Source organism: Hydrogenophaga sp. (genome assembly GCF_011772445.1).
In the GTDB taxonomy this organism is placed as follows: Bacteria; Pseudomonadota; Gammaproteobacteria; order Burkholderiales; family Burkholderiaceae_C; genus Hydrogenophaga.
The window spans coordinates 39475-59598 of sequence record NZ_WVZN01000006.1 but is presented as its reverse complement, the minus strand read 5'-3'; the positions used below and the strand labels follow the sequence as shown (position 1 = coordinate 59598).

The following is a 20124-nucleotide window of genomic DNA, read 5'->3' as shown; positions in this document are numbered from 1 at the left end:
CGGCGCATGCAGTTGGTGGTGCCCGACTACTGGCGCGGCCATGGCGCCGCGCCCATTCCCGGCGACGTCTTCCGCGTCGGTGGGCGCCAGTTCACCATCCAGGGCCGGTTGTGGGAGCACGACCTGCAGGGCCCGGTGCTGCGCGTCTTCGTGGGCTCGGCGCACGCCGAGAGCGACTCGGTGTTCGCGGGCATGTGAGACCGCTCAGCGGAAGGCCCAGACCGAGGCGGCCACGGCGATGACCAGCCCGATGGACTGCCAGCGGTAGTCGCGCCAGCCGCGCGCCGGGGTGGCGGCGTCGGCGCGGTGCCAGAGCAGGTCCTCGCGGATGGCAGGGCCGGGGCGATCCCCCTCGCCATCATGGCGGCCGCCCGCCACGGTGGCGAGCCAGGCGATCGCGGCGCACAGCAGGGCCGTCAGGCCGGCCACGATGGTGAAGTGCGGCAGGCCGTCGTCCACACCCTGCCGAAGCGCCAAGACCCGCCACACCAGGACCGCCGCGCCGCCCGCGTGGCCGACGAGCAGGGCCACCAGCGCCGCGCGACCATCCATGCGCCGCCAGAGCATGCCCAGGAGCAGCACCGCCACCACGGGCGGCACCGCATAGGAAAACACCTGCTGGATGTAGTTGAAGAGGCCGGGGAAGTCGCGGATGACCAGCGGCCACAGCGCGGCGATGACGACGAAGGCGGCCGTGGCCAGGCGGCCCGCCCGCACGATGCGCCTGGGCGACCAGCCGCGTTCTTCGGCGCGCACGAAGTCCACCATCACCAGCGTCGATGAGGCGTTCAGCGTGGAGTCGATGGTGGACATGATGGCCGCGATGAGGCCTGCCACCACCAGGCCCGCCACGCCGGCGGGCAGGAAACGGGCGATCAGCGCGGGAAAGACCTGGTCGCCCTGGGCCAGCCCGGGCAGCAGCGAGAAGGCGAAGGCCGCGGGGATCGCCATCAGGAACAGCGGCAGCAGCTTGAGTGCCGCCGCCAGCAGGGCGCCGCCGCGCGCGTGGGGCAGCGAGCGCGCGCCCAGCACGCGCTGCATGATGTACTGGTTGGCTCCCCAGTAATAGAAGCCCAGCACCGGCAGGCCCAGCACCACGCCCAGCCAGGGCAGGTCCGGGTCGTCGAGCGGGCGCACCAGCGACAGGTGGTCGGCCGGGACCGAGGCGCTCGCCGCGGCCCAGGAAAAATCGAACTGCGCGAACACCTGGTGGCCGATGATGGCCGCGCCCACCAGCAGCACCAGGGCCTGCAGCACGTCGGTGTACACCACGGCGCGCAGGCCACCCGCCGCGGTGTACAAGCCGGCGAACACGGCCAGCGCGATGCAGGCCGGCAGGAAGGGCACGCCCGGCACCAGCACCTGCAGCACCAGCACACCGGCGTAGACGCTGCCCGCGGTGTCCACGAAGATCGACAGGAAGATGGTCAGCGCCGAGATGTAGCGGCACACGGCGGGACCGTGGCGCGGGCCGAAGCGGCGCTCCAGGTACTGCGGGATCGTGGTCACGCGCGCGCGCAGGAAGACCGGGATGGTGACCACCGCCATGAAGACCAGCACCAGCGCGGCCATGAGCTCGTAGTGCGCCACGCTGATGCCGCTGCTGTAGGCCGCGCCCGCCACGCCGATGAGCGTGGTGGACGAGATGTTGGAGGCGAACAGCGAGAGCCCCACGGCCACGCAGCCCAGGCTGCGGCCGGCGAGGAACAGGTCCTCGCCCGAGGCGCCCGCGCCGCGCGAGGCCCAGGCGCCGATGAGCAGAACGACCACCAGGTAGGCGATGACCACGGCCCAGTCCCAGAGGCCGAAGGCGAACGCCGGGCTCACTGGACGACCCCCCGTGCTGCGCACGGCGGGGCTGAGCGCCTTGGGAACGGCCCGGCGGCGCTCATGCCGGGGTCTCCACGGCGACGTCGGCCTGGGGCTCGGGCGCGCGGGGTGACTGCAAGGCCTTGAATTTGCCCAGTGTGTGCCGCGCCCAGTGCGTGGTGTCGTAGCGTTCCACGCTGCGCTGCATGCTCGCCATGCGCTGCTGCTGCTCCTCCTCGGGCATCACCAGCGCGCGGTCGATGGCCATGTCCATCTGTTGGTGGGAGTAGGGATTGGCCAGCAGCGCGCCGTCCAGCTCCACCGCCGCGCCGGTGAACTCGGACAGCACCAGCACGCCGCCGGGCTTGCCTTCGCCGGTGACCGATTGCCGCGCCGCGACGTATTCCTTGGCCACCAGGTTCAGGCCATCGCGCAGCGGGGTGATCCAGCACACGTCCGCGCAGCGGTAGTAGGCCACCAGCTCCTCGAAGGGGATGGCGGTGGTGGACAGCCACAGCGGCCGGTACGCCAGCGTGCTGTGGCGCGCGTTGATGCGCCCGGCGATCTGCTCGATCTCACGCTGCACGTTGCGGTAGACGCCCATGCCCGAGGCCGCGGCCACCGAGGTGACGAGCAACTGCACCTGGCCCACCAGCTCGGGTTGGCGTTCCAGCAGGCGCTCGTAGGCCAGCAGCATGTCGCGCGTGCCCTTGGTGTAGTCGGTGCGCCCCACGGACACGATCAGCTTGCGCTCGCCGTCCTCGCCCTTCTTCAGTTCGGCCCGGATGCGGGCCTCGCGTTCGCGCGTCACCTCGCGCGCGGCCAGCTCGCGGATGTGGGCCACGTTGGTGCCGACCGGGCAGGCGTCCACGTGGACCGTGCGCCCCAGGTAGCCCAGCTTGACCGGGTAGGAGGCCTGCGAGAGCGCCAGGCCGTGGTGGGACAGGCTGGCCGGCGCCGGCCCGTCCTCCAGCACGCTGGCGCCCTTGAGGTTGCGCGCCGCGGCCGCGAAGCCCGCCGCGTAGCGCGGGATGTGAAAGCCGACGAGATCGCAGTCGAGCAGGCTGCTCATGATCTCGTCGCGCCAGGGCAGGATGCTGAAGATGCTGGACGAGGGAAAGGGCGTGTGGTGAAAGAAGGCGATCTTCACGTCCGGGCGCAGGCGGCGCACGAAGTGCGGCGTGAGCCACAGGTTGTAGTCGTGGATCCAGATCACGGCGCCCGGCGCGGCCTGGGCCACGGCGGCCTCGGCGAACAGGCGGTTGACCTCGCGGAAGGTGGGCCAGTCCACCGCGTCGTAGTTGTAGCGCTCGGGGAAGGAGTGCAGGATGGGCCACAGCGCTTCCTTGGACGTGACGTGATAGAAGCTGCGCACCTGTTGCGCGGTCAGCGCCAGTCGCGAGACGCTGTAGCTGCCATAGGAGTCGGTGATGTTCACCACGCGCTCGAAGGGCTCGCGGGCTTCGGCCTTGCCCTTGCGATCGCCCGAGCGGCTTTCCACCTGCTTCCAGGCCACCCAGGCGCCGTGCTCCACCGCGCCGAAGAAGCTCTTGAGGGTCGGCACGATGCCGTTGGGGCTGGCGTGCTCCCGGTAGACCACCTGGCCGTTTTCCACGTGCTCTTCGTAGGGCTGGCGGTGGTACACGATCACCAGGTCGGAGAGTGGGGTTTGCTTGTCCATGTAGGGGGTCCTTTCTTTTCTTGAGATTCAGGCTTCGGTCGCCGAGCGGGTCGGCCGCGTCGCGAAGCCGTGGTGGCACACCGCATCGAGGATGCCGGCGGCGCCAGGGAAGGGGCTGCGGTAGGTGCGGGGCAAGGGCCTGGCGCGCAGGCGGCTCAGCAGCGCGGCTTCGGCGTTGCCGACCGCCACGCCGCGCAGGCCCGTTTCGAACAGCGACAGGTCGTTGAGGGTGTCGCCCGCGACCAGCACCTGGTCTGGTGCCAGGCGCAGGTGCGCGATGAGCTGGCGCAGCGTCGGACCCTTGGAGACGCCCCGCGGCAGCACGTCCAGGAAGGTGTCGGCCGACAGGAGGCCGTCGTAGCCGGCGGCCCTGATCTTGGCGAGCGTGCCCGACGAGAGCGTCGCCGGTTCGTACCAGTAGCTCAGGCGGTGGCGAAACGGTGTGTCCTGCTCGCGCAGGCCCGGCTCGTTCGCCAGCAGGGCGCGCAGGGCCGAGCGCGCGTGCTCGTCGGAGGGGGCGCCACGCCGCCAGCGCGCGGCGATCTCGCGCTCCAGCTCGGGCAGGGGCTCGATGTCGGAGCCGCCCGCGATGGTGGTGCCCACGTCGCCGATCACGTAGTCCGGCCGGGGCACGGGAACGCCCGCGACCTGCTGCCTCACGAGCCCGCGCACGAAGGGCAGGTCGCGCCCGGTCACGAAGATGAGGGTGAGGCACGCCGATTGCCGCTCGCGCACGGCGTGCAGCCAGCGGTACAGCGCTGCGCGCTCGGCCTCGCTGCCGCCGAGAAAGGTGCCGTCCAGATCGGTGGCGAGCACGAGCGGGCGCTCGAGGGCGAAGTGCGGGGCGGCGGGGGTGTCGGCCGGCGTGATCAGGCCGGCGGCGGTTCGGGCAATCGCTTGGGTCATGGGCTGCAGGTTCCGGATGCGAATGCGCCAGCGCCCGGGCGCTGCGACAAGGCAGGTCCGGGGGGGCGACGTCGGGGGGCTGGGCAGGCGAGCGCTGTCGTGCGCTCGGGTCACGAGGCGCTCAGCAGAGCGGAGGCTCGGATCGGCGGTTGGTGGCGTAGCGCAGCACGGCGAAGTGCTCGCCGGGCAGGGGTGGCGTCAGCGTGCTGCTGCTGGCGCGAACCATGCCCCGTGCGATGGCCCCACCCAGGCGCGTGTTCATGCGCGCGCTGTACCGCGCCGGCGGACGCGGCGTGTCGATGTGCGGTGGAGGAAAGGGCGTGGCTTGCATGAGGGGGCGGTGACGCCGGTGCGCCGCCAGCGAATCACCGGGGCCGGTGACTTGAATCAAGGGGTATCTTACCCGGGCCCCGTTTTTGCCCGGCTGCCGGCGGGACAGGCCGGCGCGTCACGCGCCTCAGGGGGCCGCCTCGTGGCCATCGCCATCGTCCATGTCCCATTCGAACGCGCAGCGCTGGCAGCACACCGGCACCAGGTGAGGGCGCTGCTCGCGGTCGCGGCGCGCCGGGCGCTCCGACAGGCGCAACTGGCCATAGGCGTGGCAGCGCGGGCAATTGGCCTGGTTGGCCAGTTCCTCCGCGTGCATCAGCAGATAGACGTAGCGGTTGAGTGCCCAGAGCGTGACGCCGCCCGTGAGCACCACGAAGGCGGTGTTCAGCAGCTTCTCGCTCGCGCTGGCGCCGTTGAAGGCTTCGAAGCTGGCCAGCATGGCCACCGCCGCCACCACCGCCAGCGCCATGTGGGCGTGGCTGGACAGCAGCTCGCGCTCGTACCACTTGCGAAAACCCAGGCGCCGGATGCCCTCGGCGAGCGGCGGGTTCAAGGGATTGGGTGAGGACATGGCGGCCTCCGGCGGTGGGGGCAGCCATGGTGGCACCGACGCGCCCGGCGGCCAACGCCGTCCGGAAATCCTGCGTGCGCCGCTCGGGCAATCCGGCGGGCGATCGACCCGCGCAGCGGCGCAGTGTGGGATCGGTCAGTGCTGCGCCACCTGCTGCAGGGGAAAGGCCGGCGCCTTGCCCGCCCGATCGACGCCCGCGTACACCGTCAGGTGCGGGTAGGGGATCTCGATGCCTTCGGCGTCGAAGGCGGACTTCAGGCGCCGCATGTACTCGCGGCGCACGCCCCACTGTTCCAGCGGCTGGGTGCGGAAGCGGCAGCGGATGATCACGGCCGAGTCGGCCCACTGGTCGACACCGGCGATGTCGAGGTCGTCGAGGATGCGCGGGCCGAAGCTCTCGTCCTGGCGCAACTGCTGGCCCACGCGGCGCATGACGGCCATCACCTCGTCCACGTCCTCGCGGTAGGCCACGCCGATGTCCATCACCGCCTGGCTGAAGCCGCGCGACATGTTGATGACCGTGGTGATCTCGCCGTTGGGCACGTAGTGGACGTTGCCGTCGTAGTCGCGCAGTTGCACGTAGCGCAGCGTCACCTCTTCCACCGCGCCGGCGTGCTCGCCGAGCTTGACCACATCGCCTTGGCGGATCTGGTTCTCCAGCAGGAGGAAGAAGCCGGTGATGACGTCCTTCACCAGGCTCTGCGCGCCGAAGCCGACGGCCAGACCGACCACACCCGCGGCGCCCAGAATGGGCGCGACCGACACGCCGAGTTCACCCAGCACCAGCATGCCGGCGATGAGGCTGACCACCACGGCGATCAGGTAGCGGATCACGCGGCCCAGGGTTTCGGCGCGTTTGGCGGCCTCGCGGTCGTCGAAGCGGCTGGCGATGCGCATGCGCAGGCTGCGCACGGCGCGCTGCAGGATGCCGATGGCGATCCAGGCGCCGATCAGGATGAGCACGATGCGCAGGCCGGTGGTGGCGAGGGTGCCGAGCCCTTCCCACCAACCGGTGGCGATGGCGATGAAGTTGTCGTTCATGCGGGTTTCTCCATTTCCTGTGTGTCCTGCAAGGCGCGCAGAAAGCTCTCGCGCCACCAGTGCACGTCCTGCGCGCGCAGCCGCGCCAGCAGGGCCTGGTGGCGCTGCTGGCGCTCGGCCAGGGGCATCTGCAGCGCGCGCTGGATGGTTTCGGCCGTGCGGGCCGTGTCGTAGGGGTTGACCAGCAGCGCCTCGCTCATCTGCTCGGCGGCACCCGCGAAACGCGAGAGCACCAGCACGCCCGGGTCGTCCGGGTCCTGCGCGGCCACGTACTCCTTGGCCACCAGGTTCATGCCGTCGCGCAGCGGCGTGACCAGCGCCACCGAGGCAGCCCGGTACAGGCCCGGCAGGCGCTTGCGCGCCACGTTGCGGTGGATGTAGCGCAGCGGCATCCAGTCGAGTTCGCCATGCTCGCCGTTGATGGCGCCCGAGAGGCTTTCCAGCTCCGCGCGCAGCGCGGCGTAGGCGTCCACCGACTCGCGGCTGGGCGAGGCGATCTGGATCAGCGTGGCGCTGCCCTGGTTCTCGGGGTAGTTCTGCAGCAGCGTGCGAAAGGCCTTGAGCCGCTGCGGCAGGCCCTTGGAGTAGTCCAGGCGCTCCACGCCCACCAGCAGCCGGCGGCGCGCGTAGTCGCTCCGCAGCTGCGCGAGCATGTCGCGCGCCTCCTTGCCTTCGGCCAGGGACTGGAACTCCTCCACATCGATGCCGATGGGAAAGGCGCGCACCTGCAAGGTCTTGCCGAAGGCGTGCCAGCCGTGCTGGCCCACCCACTGCGCCTGCAGCTCGTCGCTGGCGTAGCGCTCGAAATGCGTCACGTCGGCCTGGCTCTGAAAGCCGACGAGGTCGTAGGCAAAGAGCGAGCGCATGAGCCAGTCGTGCTCGGGCAGCGCGGCCAGCAGCAGGGGCGGTGGCAGCGGCACGTGCAGGAAGAAGCCGATGCGCTGGGCGCAGCCCATGGCGCGCAGCTCGGCCGCGAGCGGAAAGAGGTGGTAGTCGTGCACCCAGACGATGTCGTCGGGCCGCAGCAGCGCCTTGAGTTTCTGCGCGAACAACTGGTTCACGCGCCGGTAGCCGGCAATGCCGCCGCTGTCGAAGTCGGCCAGATCGAGCCGGTAGTGCAACACCGGCCACAGCACGCCGCTGCTGTAGTTCAGGTAGTAGCTGTCGTGGTCCTCGCGGCTGAGGTCCAGGGTGACCAGCTGCACCGCGCCGGCCTGCTGGTGGTTCACCTCGCCCTGGCCCGGTGTGCCGTCCTCGACGATGCGTCCGCTCCAGCCGAACCACAGTCCGCCGCTGGCTTCCAGCGCCTGGCCCAGCGCCACGGCCAGTCCGCCCGCCGCGGTCTTGCGAGGGTCGGCGATGCGGTTGGAGACCACAACCAGTCGGCTCATACGACGGAGTCCCAGTGGGCCGAGAGTCGCACGGCGGCGTTGATCAGGCCCACCATGGAATAGGTCTGCGGGAAATTGCCCCACATCTCGCCGGTGGTGGCGTGCGTGTCCTCCGACAGCAGACCGAGCGGGTTGCGCACCGCGAGCATGGCCTCGAAGACCTCGCGCGCTTCGCGCACGCGCCCGGTGCGCGCCAGCGCGTCGATGCGCCAGAAGGTGCAGATGTTGAAGGCCACCTCGGGCTTGCCGAAGTCGTCGGCGCTCTCGTAGCGGCGCATGTAGGGGCCGTCGCACAGGTGCGCTTCCAACGCCCGCAGCGTGGTCACGAAGCGCGGGTCCTTCGGGTCGATGAAGCCGATCTCGGCCATCAGCAGCACGCTGGCGTCCAGGTCGCGGCCGCCGAAGCTTTCGGCGAAGGCCTGGCGTTCCTCGCTCCAGGCTTCCTTCAGGATGCGCTCGCGCATGCCGCTGGCGTGTTCGCCCCAGTACGCCGCGCGCTCCGGCAGGTGCAGGGTGCGCGCGATCTTGGCCAGGCGGTCGCAGGCCGCCCAGCTCATCAGGGCGGAGGACGTGTGCACGCGCATGCGGGTGCGCAGCTCCCACATGCCCGCATCGGGCTGGTCGAAGACGCGCCGCGCTTCTTCTCCCATGGCCTCCAGCCGCTCGAACTCGGCCCGGCCGGGTGGGTGCAGCAGGCGGTGGTCGTGAAAGGCCTGGGAGGCGGCGAGAACGATGTTGCCGTACACGTCGTGCTGGAACTGTTCGTGCGCCTGGTTGCCCGCGCGCACCGGACCCATGCCGCGGTAGCCCGGCAGGGACGGAACCACGCGCTCCGGCAAATGGCGTTCCAGCCCCACGCCCAGCAGGGGCTGCAGATGCCCGCTGCCGCCGCGCGCGCTGCCGACCACGGCGTCCTGCAGCCAGCGCAGGTAGTCCTCCATGGTGCCGATCTCGGACAGGCTGTTGAGCGCGCGCACCACGAAGAAGGCGTCGCGCAGCCAGCAGTAGCGGTAGTCCCAGTTGCGCCCGGTGTGCGGCGCCTCGGGGATGCTGGTGGTCATGGCGGCGACGATGGCGCCGGTGTCCTCGAACAGCGAGAGCTTGAGCGTGATGGCCGCGCGGATGACCGCGTCCTGCCACTCCAGCGGCAGCGCCAGGCGCTGGCTCCAGGTGCGCCAGTAGGCGCGGGTTTCCTGCTCGAAATGGCGCGCCACGTCGCTCACGCTGCCGGCGATGGTTTCGTCCGGGCCGAGCAGGAAGTTGTGCTCGTGCACCAGCAGGAAGGGCTCGCCCGAGAGCACGTGGCTGATGGGCGCGTCGGTGTACAGCCGCAGCGTGAGGTGATCACCCACGTAGCGCACGTGGTTGCTGCCCGAGGTGATGGTCGGCGCCTGCGAACCCCATTCGAAGCGCGGCGCCAGGTGCACGCGGATGCGCGGCGTGCCCTTGAGCGCGCGCACGCGCCGCGTGATCTGCATCGGCCGGAAGAAGCGTCCACGGGAGGCGAAGCGCGGCGCGAAGTCGGTGACCTGCAGGCCCTGGCCGTGGCGGTCCCACAGCTCGGTCACGAGCACGGCGGTGTTGGGTTCGTAGCGCTGGCGCGTCTCGGCCAGGTCCTCGACTTCGATGGCCCAGGAGCCGCTGGCGCCATCGGCGCCGCCCAGCAGGGAGCAGAACACCGGGTCGGCGTCGAAGCGCGGCATGCAGCTCCACACGATGCGCGCGCGCGAGTCGATCAGCGCGCTGATCGTGCAGTTGCCGATCACGCCCATGTGCAGAGAGGCCGGCTCGGGTGATGCAAATCCGTCGGCGGGGGTCATGGCTTCACCTCTTCGGTTTGTTGTCGCAACCAATCGCGCAGCGCCTGCGGGCTGTCGCAGCGCAGGCGCGCGGCGCTCTGGCCATCGCCCACCTTCACGCCTTCGCCGCCGTGCGATTGCACGACCGCGAAACCGTCCTCGTCCGTCACGTCGTCGCCCGCGAACACGGGCCGGCGGCCCACGAACGGCGGCTCGCGCATGAAGCACTCGATGGCTGCGCCCTTGCTGGTGTGCGCGGCCTTCACCTCGACCACCGCCTTGCCGTGCAACAGGCGCAGGCCGGGGTGCTCGGCCACGGCCTGTTCCAACAGATCCACGCAGGCCGGGCCCAGTTCGGGCGCCAGGCGGTAGTGCAAGGCCAGGGCGGTCTGCTTGACCTCCAGCAGCAGCGCCGGGTAGCGGGCGGCGAAGGGCTGCACCGCCATCACCACCGGGCCCAGGTCGGGCGTCACGGCGAGACGGTCGATGCCGTCGGCGCCGACGCGCAGCGCGCCGTGCTCGAAGGCGCCGGGCCAGTGTTGCACCGGCAGCCAGCGCTGCAGGTCACCGCGCGCGCGACCCGTGATCAACGCGAGCGCACCACCCAGCCGCTCGTGCAGGGCGTCGAGCAGGTTCGGCAAATCGGGAGGGATCCGCACCGCATCGGGGCGGCTGGCCAGCTCGGCCAGGGTGCCGTCGAAGTCCAGAAACAGTGCCGACCCGTGGGCCGACAGAGTGGGCAGCGTCGTCATCAGCCCAACACCGTACCGCAGGCAGGGTCTTCGGGGCAAGCCGCGCGCCCCTTTGCCCCCGCCCGACGGTGTGGGACTGGCCCCGGGCTTGACGAGCGCGCCGTCAGTCGTTCCATATGTCGCAGTGCAGCAGATGCTGCAAGCGCGCGGTGTGCAGGCGCTCACCTATCTGCTCGCCCCGCGCGCCATCGGCCTGGGCCTGGCGCACCGCGCCGGCGGAATCGAAGTCCAGCAGGGCCTGCAGCGCCCGCTCCAGGCGCCGGGTGCTGCGGCGCACCGCCGCGCCGCCGTCGGCGTGGTTCAAGGCTTCGCCCTCGATCACCCGGAGCATGTCGCGGCAGCGCGCGGGTTTGCGCAGGGCGTCGCAGCGTTGCAGGCGCCGCAGTGCCTCGGCGGCGTCCAGCGCCTCGGGCGCGGGCCAGTCGGCGCGCTCGCGCTGCGCGACCTGCGCCAGTTCCTGCAGGGCGTTGGGCACGCGCCAGTGCGCGCCCAGGAGCTGCTGCGCCGCCCCGTCCAGCGCGCCCACGAGCCAGGCCCAGCGCACCGGCAGCGGGGCAGCGGTGAACAGCGCCTGGGCGCCCGCTTCGCCGGGCAGGCTGGAGGGGAGGGCATCCGCCTGCGCACGAACGGCCGGCGGCAGCAGACGGGCCAGGGCGCCGCAGTCGCGCAGCGTCTCGACCATGCGGCCCGGCCGCGCTTCCTGAAGGCCGCGCGAGAGTTCCTGCCACACGCGCTCGGGCACCAGGTGGTCGACCTCGCCGCGCTCGACCATGGCGCGCATCAGCGCCTCGGTCTCGGGCGCGATGCCGAAGCCCGGCCAGCGCGCGCGAAAGCGCGCCAGCCGCAGGATGCGCACCGGGTCCTCGGCGAAGGCCTCGGTGACGTGGCGCAGCGTGCGCGCGCGCAGGTCGGCCAGGCCGCCCCAGGGGTCGATCAGCGGGGCGCTTTCGGGGTGGCCGGCGTCCTCGGCGGCCACGGCCATGGCGTTGATGGTGAGGTCGCGGCGGGCCAGGTCCTGCTCGAGCGTGACGTCGGGCGCGGCGTGGAAGGCGAAGCCGTGGTAGCCGGGCGCGGTCTTGCGCTCGGTGCGCGCCAGCGCGTACTCCTCGTGCGTCTGCGGGTGCAGGAAGACCGGGAAGTCCCGCCCCACGGGCTCGTAGCCTGCTGCCACCATGGCTTCGGGCGTGGCGCCGACGACGACCCAGTCGCGGTCGGCCTGCGCGGGAGGCGGCAAGCCCAGTTCACGCGCCATCAGGGCGTCGCGCACCGCGCCGCCCACCAGATAGATCTGCATTTGGCGAGTGTAGGTGGCGGGGGGCGCCCGCCGCGCCGCGCGGGCGGCTGTTTCGTATCAGCGTGTCGCGGGGCGCAGGCGGTAGGGCTCGTCGAAGTCGATGAAGTCGCGCTCCGCGAGCGCGTCGCCGATCCAGGCCTTCACGCCGGGCAGCGCGAGCACACGATCGACGTAGGCGCGCACCGTGTCGGATACCGGCAATCCGTAGGTGCGAATGCGCGTGCACACCGGCGCGAAGAAGGCATCGGCGATGGTGAAACCGCCGAAGAGCAGGCCGTCGGCGGGCTGCGTGGCGAGCAGCTCGCCCCACATGGCCTCGATGCGGGCAACGTCGGCGCGCAGCCCGGCCTGGTCGCGCCAGAGCAGGGCGCCGGTGTCGGACAGCGAGGCCTCGATGTTCATGGGGCAGTGGTTGCGCAGGGCCGAGAAACCGCTGTGCATTTCGGCGCAAACGCTGCGCGCGCGGGCGCGCTGGCGGGCGTCGGCGGGCCAGAGCCCTTTGTCCGGGAAACGCTCGGCCAGGTACTCGGCGATGGCCAGGGAGTCCCATACCGCGAAGCCCTCGTCGACCAGGGCCGGCACCTTGCCGAGGGGGTTGACGGCCTTGGCCCTTCGCTTGAACTCCGAGTCGGCCTCGAACGAGTCGAAGCGGATCAGGACTTCGTCAAAGGGAATGCCCGCCTGGCGCATGAGCACCCATGGACGCATGGACCAGGACGAGTAATTCTTGTTGCCGATGAACAGTTGCAGGGGCATGCGGGTCTCCGTGAGAAGACCGCATCCTAGGGCCGCGCGGCGCCGCCATCGATGCGAAAAAAAGGCCCGATGGATGCGGGCCGGTCATGAATGCCCTGGGCGGGTCGCTCAGGCGTATTTTTCAAGGATGCGCGTGGAGCGCTCCACGTCGCGCATGGCCGAGCCTTCCACGTCGGATTCGGCCACGGCTTCCATCAGCGAACAGGCCATCATGCGATAGAAGGCCTTGTCCATGGCCTTGCGGGCGGCGGCCATCTGCTGGGCCACCTCCTCGCAGGAGCGCTCGGTCTGCACCATGTCGATGAGCCCGCGGATTTGCCCCTCGATGCGCTTGAGGCGGTTGACCACGTCGCGCTGGCTCTCGTTGCGCGGCAGGCTGGCGTGGCGGGAAGGTTGCGAAAAGCCGTCGTGCTGGTTCATGGTCCACCTATCAGTGAAAGGTACTCATTTCTGAGGCGCGAGTGTGCCCCGAAACACCACGCCCCGTACAGTTCGGCGGGTGCGATTGTGATCAAGATCCGATCAACGTCGTGCCTGCTTCCGCAAATGCAGTAGGCGGGTGCGCGCATTGCGCTCGCCCAGGTAGGTCGGCGCAATGGCATGAACGCTGGAGGGCGTGATGCCCAGGCTGTCCAAGCCGGGGAGGGTGCCGCTGGCCACGTTGGGCACCGACAGCGAGGCGACGTTGTCGCGGCTCATGAGCGGTTCGCCGGGGAGCAGCTCCAGCAGGGCGGCCTGCCAGCGGCCCACCGCCAGCGGCAGGCCGATCACGGGGCGCTCGGCGCCGCTGAGCCGTCCCGCCAGCTGCACCAGTTCGCGCAGGCTGAGCACCTCGGGCCCCGCGCACTCGATGGTGCGGCCGATGCTTGAGCGCCCGGTGGCGCCGCCGTCCAGGCAGACCGCGATCGCCTCGGCCACGTCTTCCACCCACACGGGTTGCAGGCGCGTGTCGGCGCCGGCCAGAGGCATCACGGGCGAGAACCGCTGCAGCCGGGCGAACAGGTTGAGGAAGTGGTCGCCCCGGCCAAAGACGACGCCGGGGCGCAGCAGGGTGAGTGCCAGGCCCGTGGCGCGCAGCACCTCTTCGCCGCGCGCCTTGCTCCGCTGGTAAAGGGAGGGGCCGTCAGCGGAAGCGCCCAGCGCGCTCACGTGCACCAGCCGGCAGGCCGCGTCGGCCAGGCAGGCCTCGGCGATGGCCAGGGGCAGCTCCACGTGCACGCGCTCGAAGGCCTCTTCATTGCCGTGCAGGATGGCCACCAGGTTGACCACCGCGTCCTGCCCTTCCATGAGGCGCAGCAACTGGCGCGTGTCGTGCACGTCGGCCTCCACCACCGTCACCCGCGGCAGGGGCAGCACGGCGTTGGCCTTGGTGAGCTGGCGCGTGGGCACCGTGATGTGCCAGCCGCGCCGCTGCAGCTTTTCACAGACGTGGCGGCCGACGAAGCCGGTGCCGCCGAGCACGAGGACCTTCTTCATGACGCACCTCCTGGAGCGCTGGCTCCCTAGGGTAGTTCGGTGTTTTCGGCCGGCGCAGCCACGCTGCGCGGGCCCACGCTGCCCAGCCGCTGGCGCAGCGACTGCGGCGCGCCGCTCATGAGCGCCGCGTAGTTCACGGTGTTGGTCAGCACGCGCTGCACGTAGTCGCGCGTTTCCTCGAAGGGGATGTTCTCGGCCCAGATCTCGCCCGGCAGCACGGGCCCGTTGCGCCAGGCACGGGCGCGCGAAGGGCCGGCGTTGTAGGCCGCGGCGGCCAGTGGCAGCGAGCCCTCGAAGTCGTCGAGCGCGAACTTGAGGTAGGCGGTGCCGATCTGGATGTTGGTGTCGCGCTCGTTGATGTGGTGGGGGCGGAAGTCGCTCAGACCGATCTTGCGCGCGGTCCAGCGCGCGGTCGCGGGCATCACCTGCATGAGGCCGGAGGCTCCCACGTGCGAGCGCGCCTCCACCACGAAGCGGCTTTCCTGGCGGATGAGGCCATAGACGTAGGCCGGGTCGAGGCCGATGTCGCGCGTGCGCGCCACCACCTGCTCACGGTGCGGGGTGGGGAAGCGTTGCTGCATGTCGATGGCCTCGCGCGTGCGTTGGCTGGTGTTGATGCATCGGTCCCACAACTGCTCGCGGCAGGCCAGGTCGGCGGCGGCGAGCAGCTCGCGGTCGGGCATGCCACCGGGCGTGTGCAGCGCCACCTGGTAGTTCCACTCGCGCACGCCTTCGCCGCGCAGGCCAAGTCGCATGGCCGCGAGCGCGCGCCGCAGGCCGGGGTTCTGCTCGGCGGCGCGGCGCTCCTCGGCCGTCAGTGGCGCAGGCGGCGTGGGCGCCACGATCGGCAGGCCCAGCGACTCCATGGCCAGCATGCCGTGGAAGTCGCGCGGCGAGGCGATGGCCTCGTAGATCTCGCGCGCCTGGGCGCGCGCCACGGCGGCGTCGGGTTCCTGCAGGGCCTCGATCGAGCGCGCGCGCCAGTAGGTCCAGCCGATCTCGCTGCGCTGCGCGGGGCTCATGGCGTAGATGGCGTCGCGCACCGCGTCCCAGCGGCCCAGGCGCAGGCCGGCGCGCGCCATCCAGCCCAGGTGGTCGTCGGTCATGAAGCGCAGCTCGCCCTTGGCGAAGTACGACAGCGCATCGGACTGCAGGCGCTGTGCGGACCGCTTGCCGATCACACCCCAGAGCCAGCCGCGCTCTTCGGCCGTGAGTTGTGCGCGCCACTTGAGGCTGTCGAGCTCGTCGGCCGCCAGCGCCGGGTCTTGCGAGGCCAGGCGGATGATGGCAAGCGTGACCAGTTCCTTGGTGCGCGGGCGGATGGCGGTGATCTTGTCGTCGAGGTACTTCGCGGGGTTGGCCGCGATGGCGTCCACCGTGGGCACGGCTTCGGGCTGCACCAGCCCCACGGCCTGGCTGGCTGCGCGGCCCCGCCCGACTTCCATCATCAGGCGCGCGCGCTGCCAGGCCACGGCGGGACGCAGGTGGCCGCTGGCCAGCAGGGCCTGCGCGGCGGTGGCGCAGCCGTCGTCCACGTCGCGCTGCGCCAGCCAGAGTTCGCGCACGCGTTCGGCCGCCACCTCGGGCGGCAGACGGCTGCCGGCGGCGTCCAGCATGACCGTGTAACAGGTGATCTGTCGGTCGTCGTTCATGCGGAACAGGGGCCGCTCGGCCTCGAAGCGCGCCCAGTCGCGGTTCTTGCCGAGCTGCAGCAGCCAGTCGTTGCGCAGGCGGTCTTCCCAGTAGCTGCCGGCCATGGCGTCGAGCGAGGCGCGGATCTCGGTGGCGGGTGCCGTGTCCAGGCGCGCGCGCATTTCCCAGTAGCGCGCCAGCGGTTCCAGCACGTGGCCGCGCGCAGCGGGCAGCAGTCGGGTGAGTTCGCTGGTCTGTCCGCGGCGGTAGGCCTCGCTCATGGACAGCAGCGTCTGGTCGGACGCGGTGTTCTGCGCCCACACCAGGGAAGGCAGCAGCAGCGCCGCCATAATGAGCCGCGCCCCGGGAGCGGGGCGGGCCGCGAAACGCGCCAAGCAGCGCTTGCGAAATCCCTGCATATCGACCTTCGTGACGTACAGCCGATTATGGACAGCAACGACGGCCAGAGTTCCCCTTCACCCACGAACAGGACAGCCGGCGGTTCGCCGGGCGAGCAGAAGGCGCAGTGGCGCAAGGCGCTGGTGGACAAGCGCCAGCGCCTGTCCGATCGCCTGTGGCGAAACGATCAGTTGCAACGGGTGATGCGCGTGTGGCTGGTGAACCGGCCCGACACCATCATTGGCGCCTACTGGCCCATCAAGGGCGAGTTCGACCCGCTGCCCGCGCTGTTCCGCTGGCAGGAGGCCGGGCTGGAGGAAGACGCGCAGGGCCAGCAGCAACACCGCCGCATCGGCCTGCCGGTGGTGAACAAGATCGACAAGACCCTGACCTTCTACACCTGGTATCCCGGCTGCCCGATGGAGGAGGACGCCTACGGCATTCCGAAACCGAAGGACACCGAGATCGTGCACCCCACGCTGATCTTCGTGCCCTGCGTGGGCTACGGGCCCGGTGGTTACCGGCTGGGCTACGGCGGGGGCTTCTACGACCGCACCCTGGCCACGCTGCGCCCCAAGCCCTTCACCGTGGGCCTGGGCTATGACTTCGCCTTCCTGCCCATGCTGCGGCCCGAGCCGCACGACGTGCCGCTGGACGCGGTGCTGTGCGACACCGGGGTTGCCTGGCCAGTGGAATGAGGCCCCCACGCTCCGCCGCTCAGGGGTGCTCCGCGCTGGCGTGCACCTCGCTGATGCGCCGCTCGCGCCGGATCAGGTAGAGCCCGCTGCCCACCACGACGGCGGCGCCCAGCCAGGTGTGCGGCCCCGGCAGCGCCTGCCAGATCAGCCAGTCCAGCCCCAGGCCCCAGGCGAGCGCGCTGTATTCGAACGGCGCCACGATGGACGCCTGGCCGTGGCGGAAGGCCTCGGTGATGGCGAGCTGGCCACAGAAGCCTGTAATGGCCAGCGCCAGCAGCAGCGGCAGGTCGGTGCGCTCGATGGGCAGCCAGTTCGGCAGCGCAAGCAGACCCGCGCCCACGGCCATGGACAGCATCATGGTGAGGATGAGCGACTCGCTGGTGTCGGTGCGGCTGGCCAGACGGCCCGCCACCGCGGCCACGGCGTAGCACAAGGCCGCGCCCAGAATGGCCAGGCCGCCAGCGGTGGCAACGCCGGACTGCAGATCGGCGCCACTGGGGCGCAGCGCGATGAGCACGCCCCCGAAGCCCACCGCAATGGCCCACCAGTGCGCGGCCGGCACGCGCTCCTTCAGCACCGGCACCGACAGCGCCGTGATCAGCAGCGGCGCGATGAAGAACAGCGTGTACGCGGCCGACAGGGGCAGCGTGCGCACGCCCATGGTGAACAACGTGAGCATGACGATGCCCAGCGCGCCGCGCAGCGCGTGCAGCGGCCAGCGCGCGCGCAGCACCGTGTGCCAGGTGCCGCGCCAGGCGATGTAGACCAGCACCAAGGGCAGCGCGGTGAGGCCGCGCAGTGCCGCGATCTGCAGCGCCGGGTAGCGCGTCGCCAGCGTCTTGAGCACCGCGTCCATGAGCGCGAAGAAGCCCACGGCGATGAGCATGGCGACGATGCTGCGGAGGTTGCCGCTGTGTTGAAGCGCCTTCATGTTCAATCGATCTGATCCAAGGTGTCGGGGTCCGGTACGTCGCCGATGGCCTCGCGCGTGGCGGCGGCCTGCCCCAGCAGCCAGTCGGCGAAGGCCTTCACCTCGGGCCGGTGCTCGCTGCGCGGCGCCATCACCAGCCAGTACACCAGCGGGGAGTCGATGCGCGCGTGGGGCAGGGGCTCCACCAGCGCGCCGCTGGCCAGGTTTTCGGCCACCAGCGGCAGGCGCGCCAGCGCCACGCCCTGGCCGATGACGGCGGCCTGCACGATCTGCTGCGCGTAGTTGAAGTACAGCCAGCGTTGGGGGTTCAGGCGCGGCTTGCTGCTGGCCGCCTTGCGCCCGCGTGGGGCGGTCTCGGGGCCCGCGAAGTGCTCGAGCCAGCGCTGCCAGGTGAGCCACTCCAGGTGGCGCGTGCGGTGCGCGTCGCCCGCCTCGATGAGCGAACAGCCCGCCAGGTCTTCGATGCGCTGGATCGGGTGGCTCTGCAGCAGCCAGGGGCTGGCCACGGGCGTGAGCTTCTCGCCGAACAGGCGGATGGCGCCAGGCGGCACCGCCTGTGGCACGGCATAGCGCAGCGCCATGTCCACGTCGGCCGTGGCCAGGTCCACCGCCGAGTCGGTGGCGTCGATGCGGATGTCGATGTCGGGGTGGTCGCGCTGGAAGGCCTCCAGGCGCGGGATCAGCCACATCGACGCGAACGAGGCCCAGGTGGTGATGGCCACGCTCTTGCGCCCCGCGCTCTGGCGGATCTGGCGCACCGTGTTGTCCACGCGCTCCAGCGCCGTGCCGGCGGCGCGCAGCAGCATGGAGCCCGCGCTGGTGAGTTCCACCGCGCGCGTGTGGCGCAGGAACAGCGAGGCGCCCACCTCGTCCTCCAGCGACTGGATCTGCCGGCTCACCGCGCTCTGGGTGAGCGACAGCTCCTCGGCCGCGGCGCGGAAGTTCAGGTGCCGCGCCACCGCTTCGAAGGCGCGCAGGTGGCCCATGCCGATGGGCCGGGTGCGGGGGTGGCGGGGTGTCAGGCTCATGACGATTGATGCGGTGGACGAATCAATAGCTTAGCCGGCTTTCATTGGACGTGTTGCGCTCCAGGCCCGACGATGACATCCGCGTCACTACCCCCTGGTGCATGGAGAAACCCCATGGAAACCCGTTCCGAATCGGCATCAACCTCGCATCGTCGCGGCTTCGTCGTCGGCGCCCACCGGGCCATCAGCCTGCGTCCCGCCGAAGACAGCCGCCTGATCGTCACCACCGGCCGCGCCTGGGTCACGCTCAACCTGCCGCACCAGCCCGACGGACTGGGCGACCACGTGCTGGGCACCGGCGAATCGCTGTTCGTGCCGGCCGGCGCGCACCTCGTGATGGAGCCCTGGACCCGAGGCGAGGCGCTGCGCTTCGACTGGTGCGTCATCCCGCAGGCGGACGCCCGCCCGCAGCGCTTCTCGCGCGAAGTGGTCGCGCCCTCGCGCGAACTCGCCACCGCGCTGGGTCAGGCCACGCTGGCTTTCGGGCGCCTGCTGCGCGGCGTGCTTGGTTACACCGAGTTCCTCGTCGCCGGCCGCGGCCGCGTGCTCTCGCGTTTCGAGTCAAACCCGCCTTGAGGTTTTCTTCGGGGCCTTCTTGCGCGGCGCGCGTGCGGCCACCGCGGCCTGTAGCGCCAGCCGCGCCCAAGGCTGCATGAGCGCGGGCGACTCCATCGCCTCCTCGGGCGCCGTGAAGTAGTTCAAGCGCATCGCCTTGCCCTTGGCTTCGTAGATGAAGGGGCGGCAACCCGCCGCCAGCCACTGCGGCTCGGTCTCGGCATTGGCTTTCAGGTACAGCGTGTTCCAGGCGATCAGCCCCAGGTTCATGCCGTCCACCGACAGCCCCCACCCCCCGAACATGCGCCTTGCCACCACGTGGCCCCGCGGCGACAGCAGTTCGCAGGCGTGTTCGACGAGAGGGTCGGGAGCGGCGGGCATGGGCGGAGGAAGAGGTGGGAGGCAGAATCCTGACATGGCCAGGCCCAAATCCGCTACCCACGATTTGAAACGCGACGAGATCCTCGACGTCGCCGCTCAGTGCTTCGCCCGCCAGAGCTTTCCGGCCGCGAGCATGAACGACATCGCCAAGGCCTGCGGCACCAGCAAGGCGCGGCTCTACCACTACTACGAGAGCAAGGAAGCGATCCTGTTCGACCTGCTGGACCGCTACACCCAGCGCCTGCTCGCCCTCATCGGCGAGGCCGAGGGCCGGGCGCAGCGCAAGAACCTGTCGGAGCGCGACGCGCTGAGCGAACTGGTGCGCGCCTTCCTGGCCGAATACGAAACCAGCGCCACGCGCCACGCGGCCCTGGTGTCCGACACCAAGTTCCTCGGCCCGGCACAGCGCGAGCAGGTGGTCAACCGCCAGCGCGACGTGGTGGCCGCCTTCACCCGCTTCATCAAGCGCGCCTACCCCGAGCGCGTGACCCCCACCAACCAGGCCGCGCTGACCATGATGCTGTTCGGCATGATCAACTGGACCTTCATCTGGCTCCGCCCGGGCGGGCCCATGAGCTACGCCAGCTTCGCCGAAGAGGTGGTGGCGGTGCTGGAAGGCGGCCTGGCCGGCCGTCGCCCCGAGTGAGTTGAAGGGGATTTCAGGCGTTTACGTATATGAAATGAATTTCGTTTA

General features: G+C 70.7%; 21 protein-coding genes. 4 read left to right on the top strand and 17 right to left on the bottom strand.

Features of this window, described 5'->3' with window-relative positions; genetic code table 11:
• Window positions 1-198: hypothetical protein (locus GTO19_RS03015; protein ID WP_291018404.1), on the top strand; the 198-nt coding region annotated here is incomplete at its 5' end.
• A gap of 6 nt (window positions 199-204) precedes the next feature.
• On the opposite strand, the gene GTO19_RS03010 is transcribed toward GTO19_RS03015, so the two are convergent.
• The 14 genes from GTO19_RS03010 to GTO19_RS02945 all read right to left on the bottom strand — a co-directional run bounded on the left by GTO19_RS03010 (window position 205) and on the right by GTO19_RS02945 (window position 15788).
• Window positions 205-1827 (bottom strand): sodium/solute symporter, encoded by a 1623-nt coding sequence (locus GTO19_RS03010; RefSeq protein WP_291018401.1) that lies wholly within the window; start codon window positions 1825-1827, stop codon window positions 205-207.
• A 61-nt stretch (window positions 1828-1888) separates the two neighbouring features.
• A complete protein-coding gene (gene ggpS, locus GTO19_RS03005; protein ID WP_291018399.1) occupies window positions 1889-3490 on the bottom strand; it encodes a glucosylglycerol-phosphate synthase in 1602 nt (533 codons plus the stop codon).
• Window positions 3491-3517: 27 nt separating this feature from the next.
• The gene (locus GTO19_RS03000; RefSeq protein ID WP_291018396.1) at window positions 3518-4396 is read right to left on the bottom strand and encodes an HAD-IIB family hydrolase; all 879 of its coding nucleotides are present in this window, start codon (window positions 4394-4396) and stop codon (window positions 3518-3520) included.
• Window positions 4397-4517: 121 nt separating this feature from the next.
• Window positions 4518-4658, bottom strand: coding sequence for a hypothetical protein (locus GTO19_RS02995; protein ID WP_291025844.1), 141 nt, complete (start codon window positions 4656-4658; stop codon window positions 4518-4520).
• Between the two features lie 195 nt (window positions 4659-4853).
• Window positions 4854-5297, bottom strand: a complete 444-nt coding sequence (locus GTO19_RS02990) for a hypothetical protein (protein ID WP_291018392.1) — start codon at window positions 5295-5297, stop codon at window positions 4854-4856.
• Window positions 5298-5432: 135 nt separating this feature from the next.
• Window positions 5433-6338, bottom strand: a complete 906-nt coding sequence (locus tag GTO19_RS02985; RefSeq protein ID WP_291018389.1) for a mechanosensitive ion channel family protein — start codon at window positions 6336-6338, stop codon at window positions 5433-5435.
• Complete coding sequence (otsA, locus tag GTO19_RS02980; protein WP_291018386.1) at window positions 6335-7729, bottom strand: alpha,alpha-trehalose-phosphate synthase (UDP-forming); 1395 nt, start codon at window positions 7727-7729, stop codon at window positions 6335-6337. Before otsA ends, GTO19_RS02985 begins: the two co-directional genes overlap by 4 nt.
• Complete coding sequence (locus tag GTO19_RS02975; RefSeq protein WP_291018383.1) at window positions 7726-9549, bottom strand: glycoside hydrolase family 15 protein; 1824 nt, start codon at window positions 9547-9549, stop codon at window positions 7726-7728. Before GTO19_RS02975 ends, otsA begins: the two co-directional genes overlap by 4 nt.
• A complete protein-coding gene (gene otsB, locus GTO19_RS02970) occupies window positions 9546-10280 on the bottom strand; it encodes a trehalose-phosphatase (protein WP_291018381.1) in 735 nt (244 codons plus the stop codon). The genes GTO19_RS02975 and otsB overlap by 4 nt, the downstream gene beginning before the upstream one ends.
• Window positions 10281-10383: 103 nt before the next feature.
• On the bottom strand, window positions 10384-11574 hold the full coding sequence (locus GTO19_RS02965; protein ID WP_291018379.1) for a multifunctional CCA tRNA nucleotidyl transferase/2'3'-cyclic phosphodiesterase/2'nucleotidase/phosphatase: 1191 nt from the start codon (window positions 11572-11574) through the stop codon (window positions 10384-10386).
• A 57-nt stretch (window positions 11575-11631) separates the two neighbouring features.
• Complete coding sequence (locus tag GTO19_RS02960; protein ID WP_291018377.1) at window positions 11632-12330, bottom strand: glutathione S-transferase family protein; 699 nt, start codon at window positions 12328-12330, stop codon at window positions 11632-11634.
• 108 nt (window positions 12331-12438) lie between these two features.
• A complete protein-coding gene (locus GTO19_RS02955; protein ID WP_291018375.1) occupies window positions 12439-12750 on the bottom strand; it encodes a metal-sensitive transcriptional regulator in 312 nt (103 codons plus the stop codon).
• Between the two features lie 102 nt (window positions 12751-12852).
• Window positions 12853-13806 (bottom strand): complex I NDUFA9 subunit family protein, encoded by a 954-nt coding sequence (locus tag GTO19_RS02950; RefSeq protein WP_291018372.1) that lies wholly within the window; start codon window positions 13804-13806, stop codon window positions 12853-12855.
• Between the two features lie 26 nt (window positions 13807-13832).
• The gene (locus tag GTO19_RS02945; protein ID WP_291018369.1) at window positions 13833-15788 is read right to left on the bottom strand and encodes a lytic transglycosylase domain-containing protein; all 1956 of its coding nucleotides are present in this window, start codon (window positions 15786-15788) and stop codon (window positions 13833-13835) included.
• 96 nt (window positions 15789-15884) lie between these two features.
• Between GTO19_RS02945 and GTO19_RS02940 the strand changes: the two genes are divergently transcribed.
• Entirely contained in the window at window positions 15885-16535 is a 651-nt protein-coding gene (locus GTO19_RS02940; RefSeq protein WP_291018366.1) for a 5-formyltetrahydrofolate cyclo-ligase, read from the top strand.
• 19 nt (window positions 16536-16554) lie between these two features.
• Here GTO19_RS02940 and GTO19_RS02935 read toward each other — a convergent pair whose 3' ends face one another.
• Both GTO19_RS02935 and GTO19_RS02930 read right to left on the bottom strand, forming a co-directional pair.
• Window positions 16555-17466, bottom strand: a complete 912-nt coding sequence (locus tag GTO19_RS02935; protein ID WP_291018364.1) for a DMT family transporter — start codon at window positions 17464-17466, stop codon at window positions 16555-16557.
• A gap of 2 nt (window positions 17467-17468) precedes the next feature.
• The gene (locus tag GTO19_RS02930) at window positions 17469-18494 is read right to left on the bottom strand and encodes a LysR substrate-binding domain-containing protein (RefSeq protein WP_291018362.1); all 1026 of its coding nucleotides are present in this window, start codon (window positions 18492-18494) and stop codon (window positions 17469-17471) included.
• A gap of 114 nt (window positions 18495-18608) precedes the next feature.
• Between GTO19_RS02930 and GTO19_RS02925 the strand changes: the two genes are divergently transcribed.
• Entirely contained in the window at window positions 18609-19070 is a 462-nt protein-coding gene (locus GTO19_RS02925) for a DUF2917 domain-containing protein (RefSeq protein ID WP_291018360.1), read from the top strand.
• On the opposite strand, the gene GTO19_RS02920 is transcribed toward GTO19_RS02925, so the two are convergent.
• The gene (locus tag GTO19_RS02920) at window positions 19056-19430 is read right to left on the bottom strand and encodes a TfoX/Sxy family protein (RefSeq protein WP_291018359.1); all 375 of its coding nucleotides are present in this window, start codon (window positions 19428-19430) and stop codon (window positions 19056-19058) included. The two genes, GTO19_RS02925 and GTO19_RS02920, sit on opposite strands and share 15 nt — an antisense overlap.
• A 34-nt stretch (window positions 19431-19464) precedes the next feature.
• Between GTO19_RS02920 and GTO19_RS02915 the strand changes: the two genes are divergently transcribed.
• The gene (locus GTO19_RS02915; protein WP_291018357.1) at window positions 19465-20076 is read left to right on the top strand and encodes a TetR/AcrR family transcriptional regulator; all 612 of its coding nucleotides are present in this window, start codon (window positions 19465-19467) and stop codon (window positions 20074-20076) included.
• The last annotated feature ends 48 nt before the right edge of the window (window positions 20077-20124 follow it).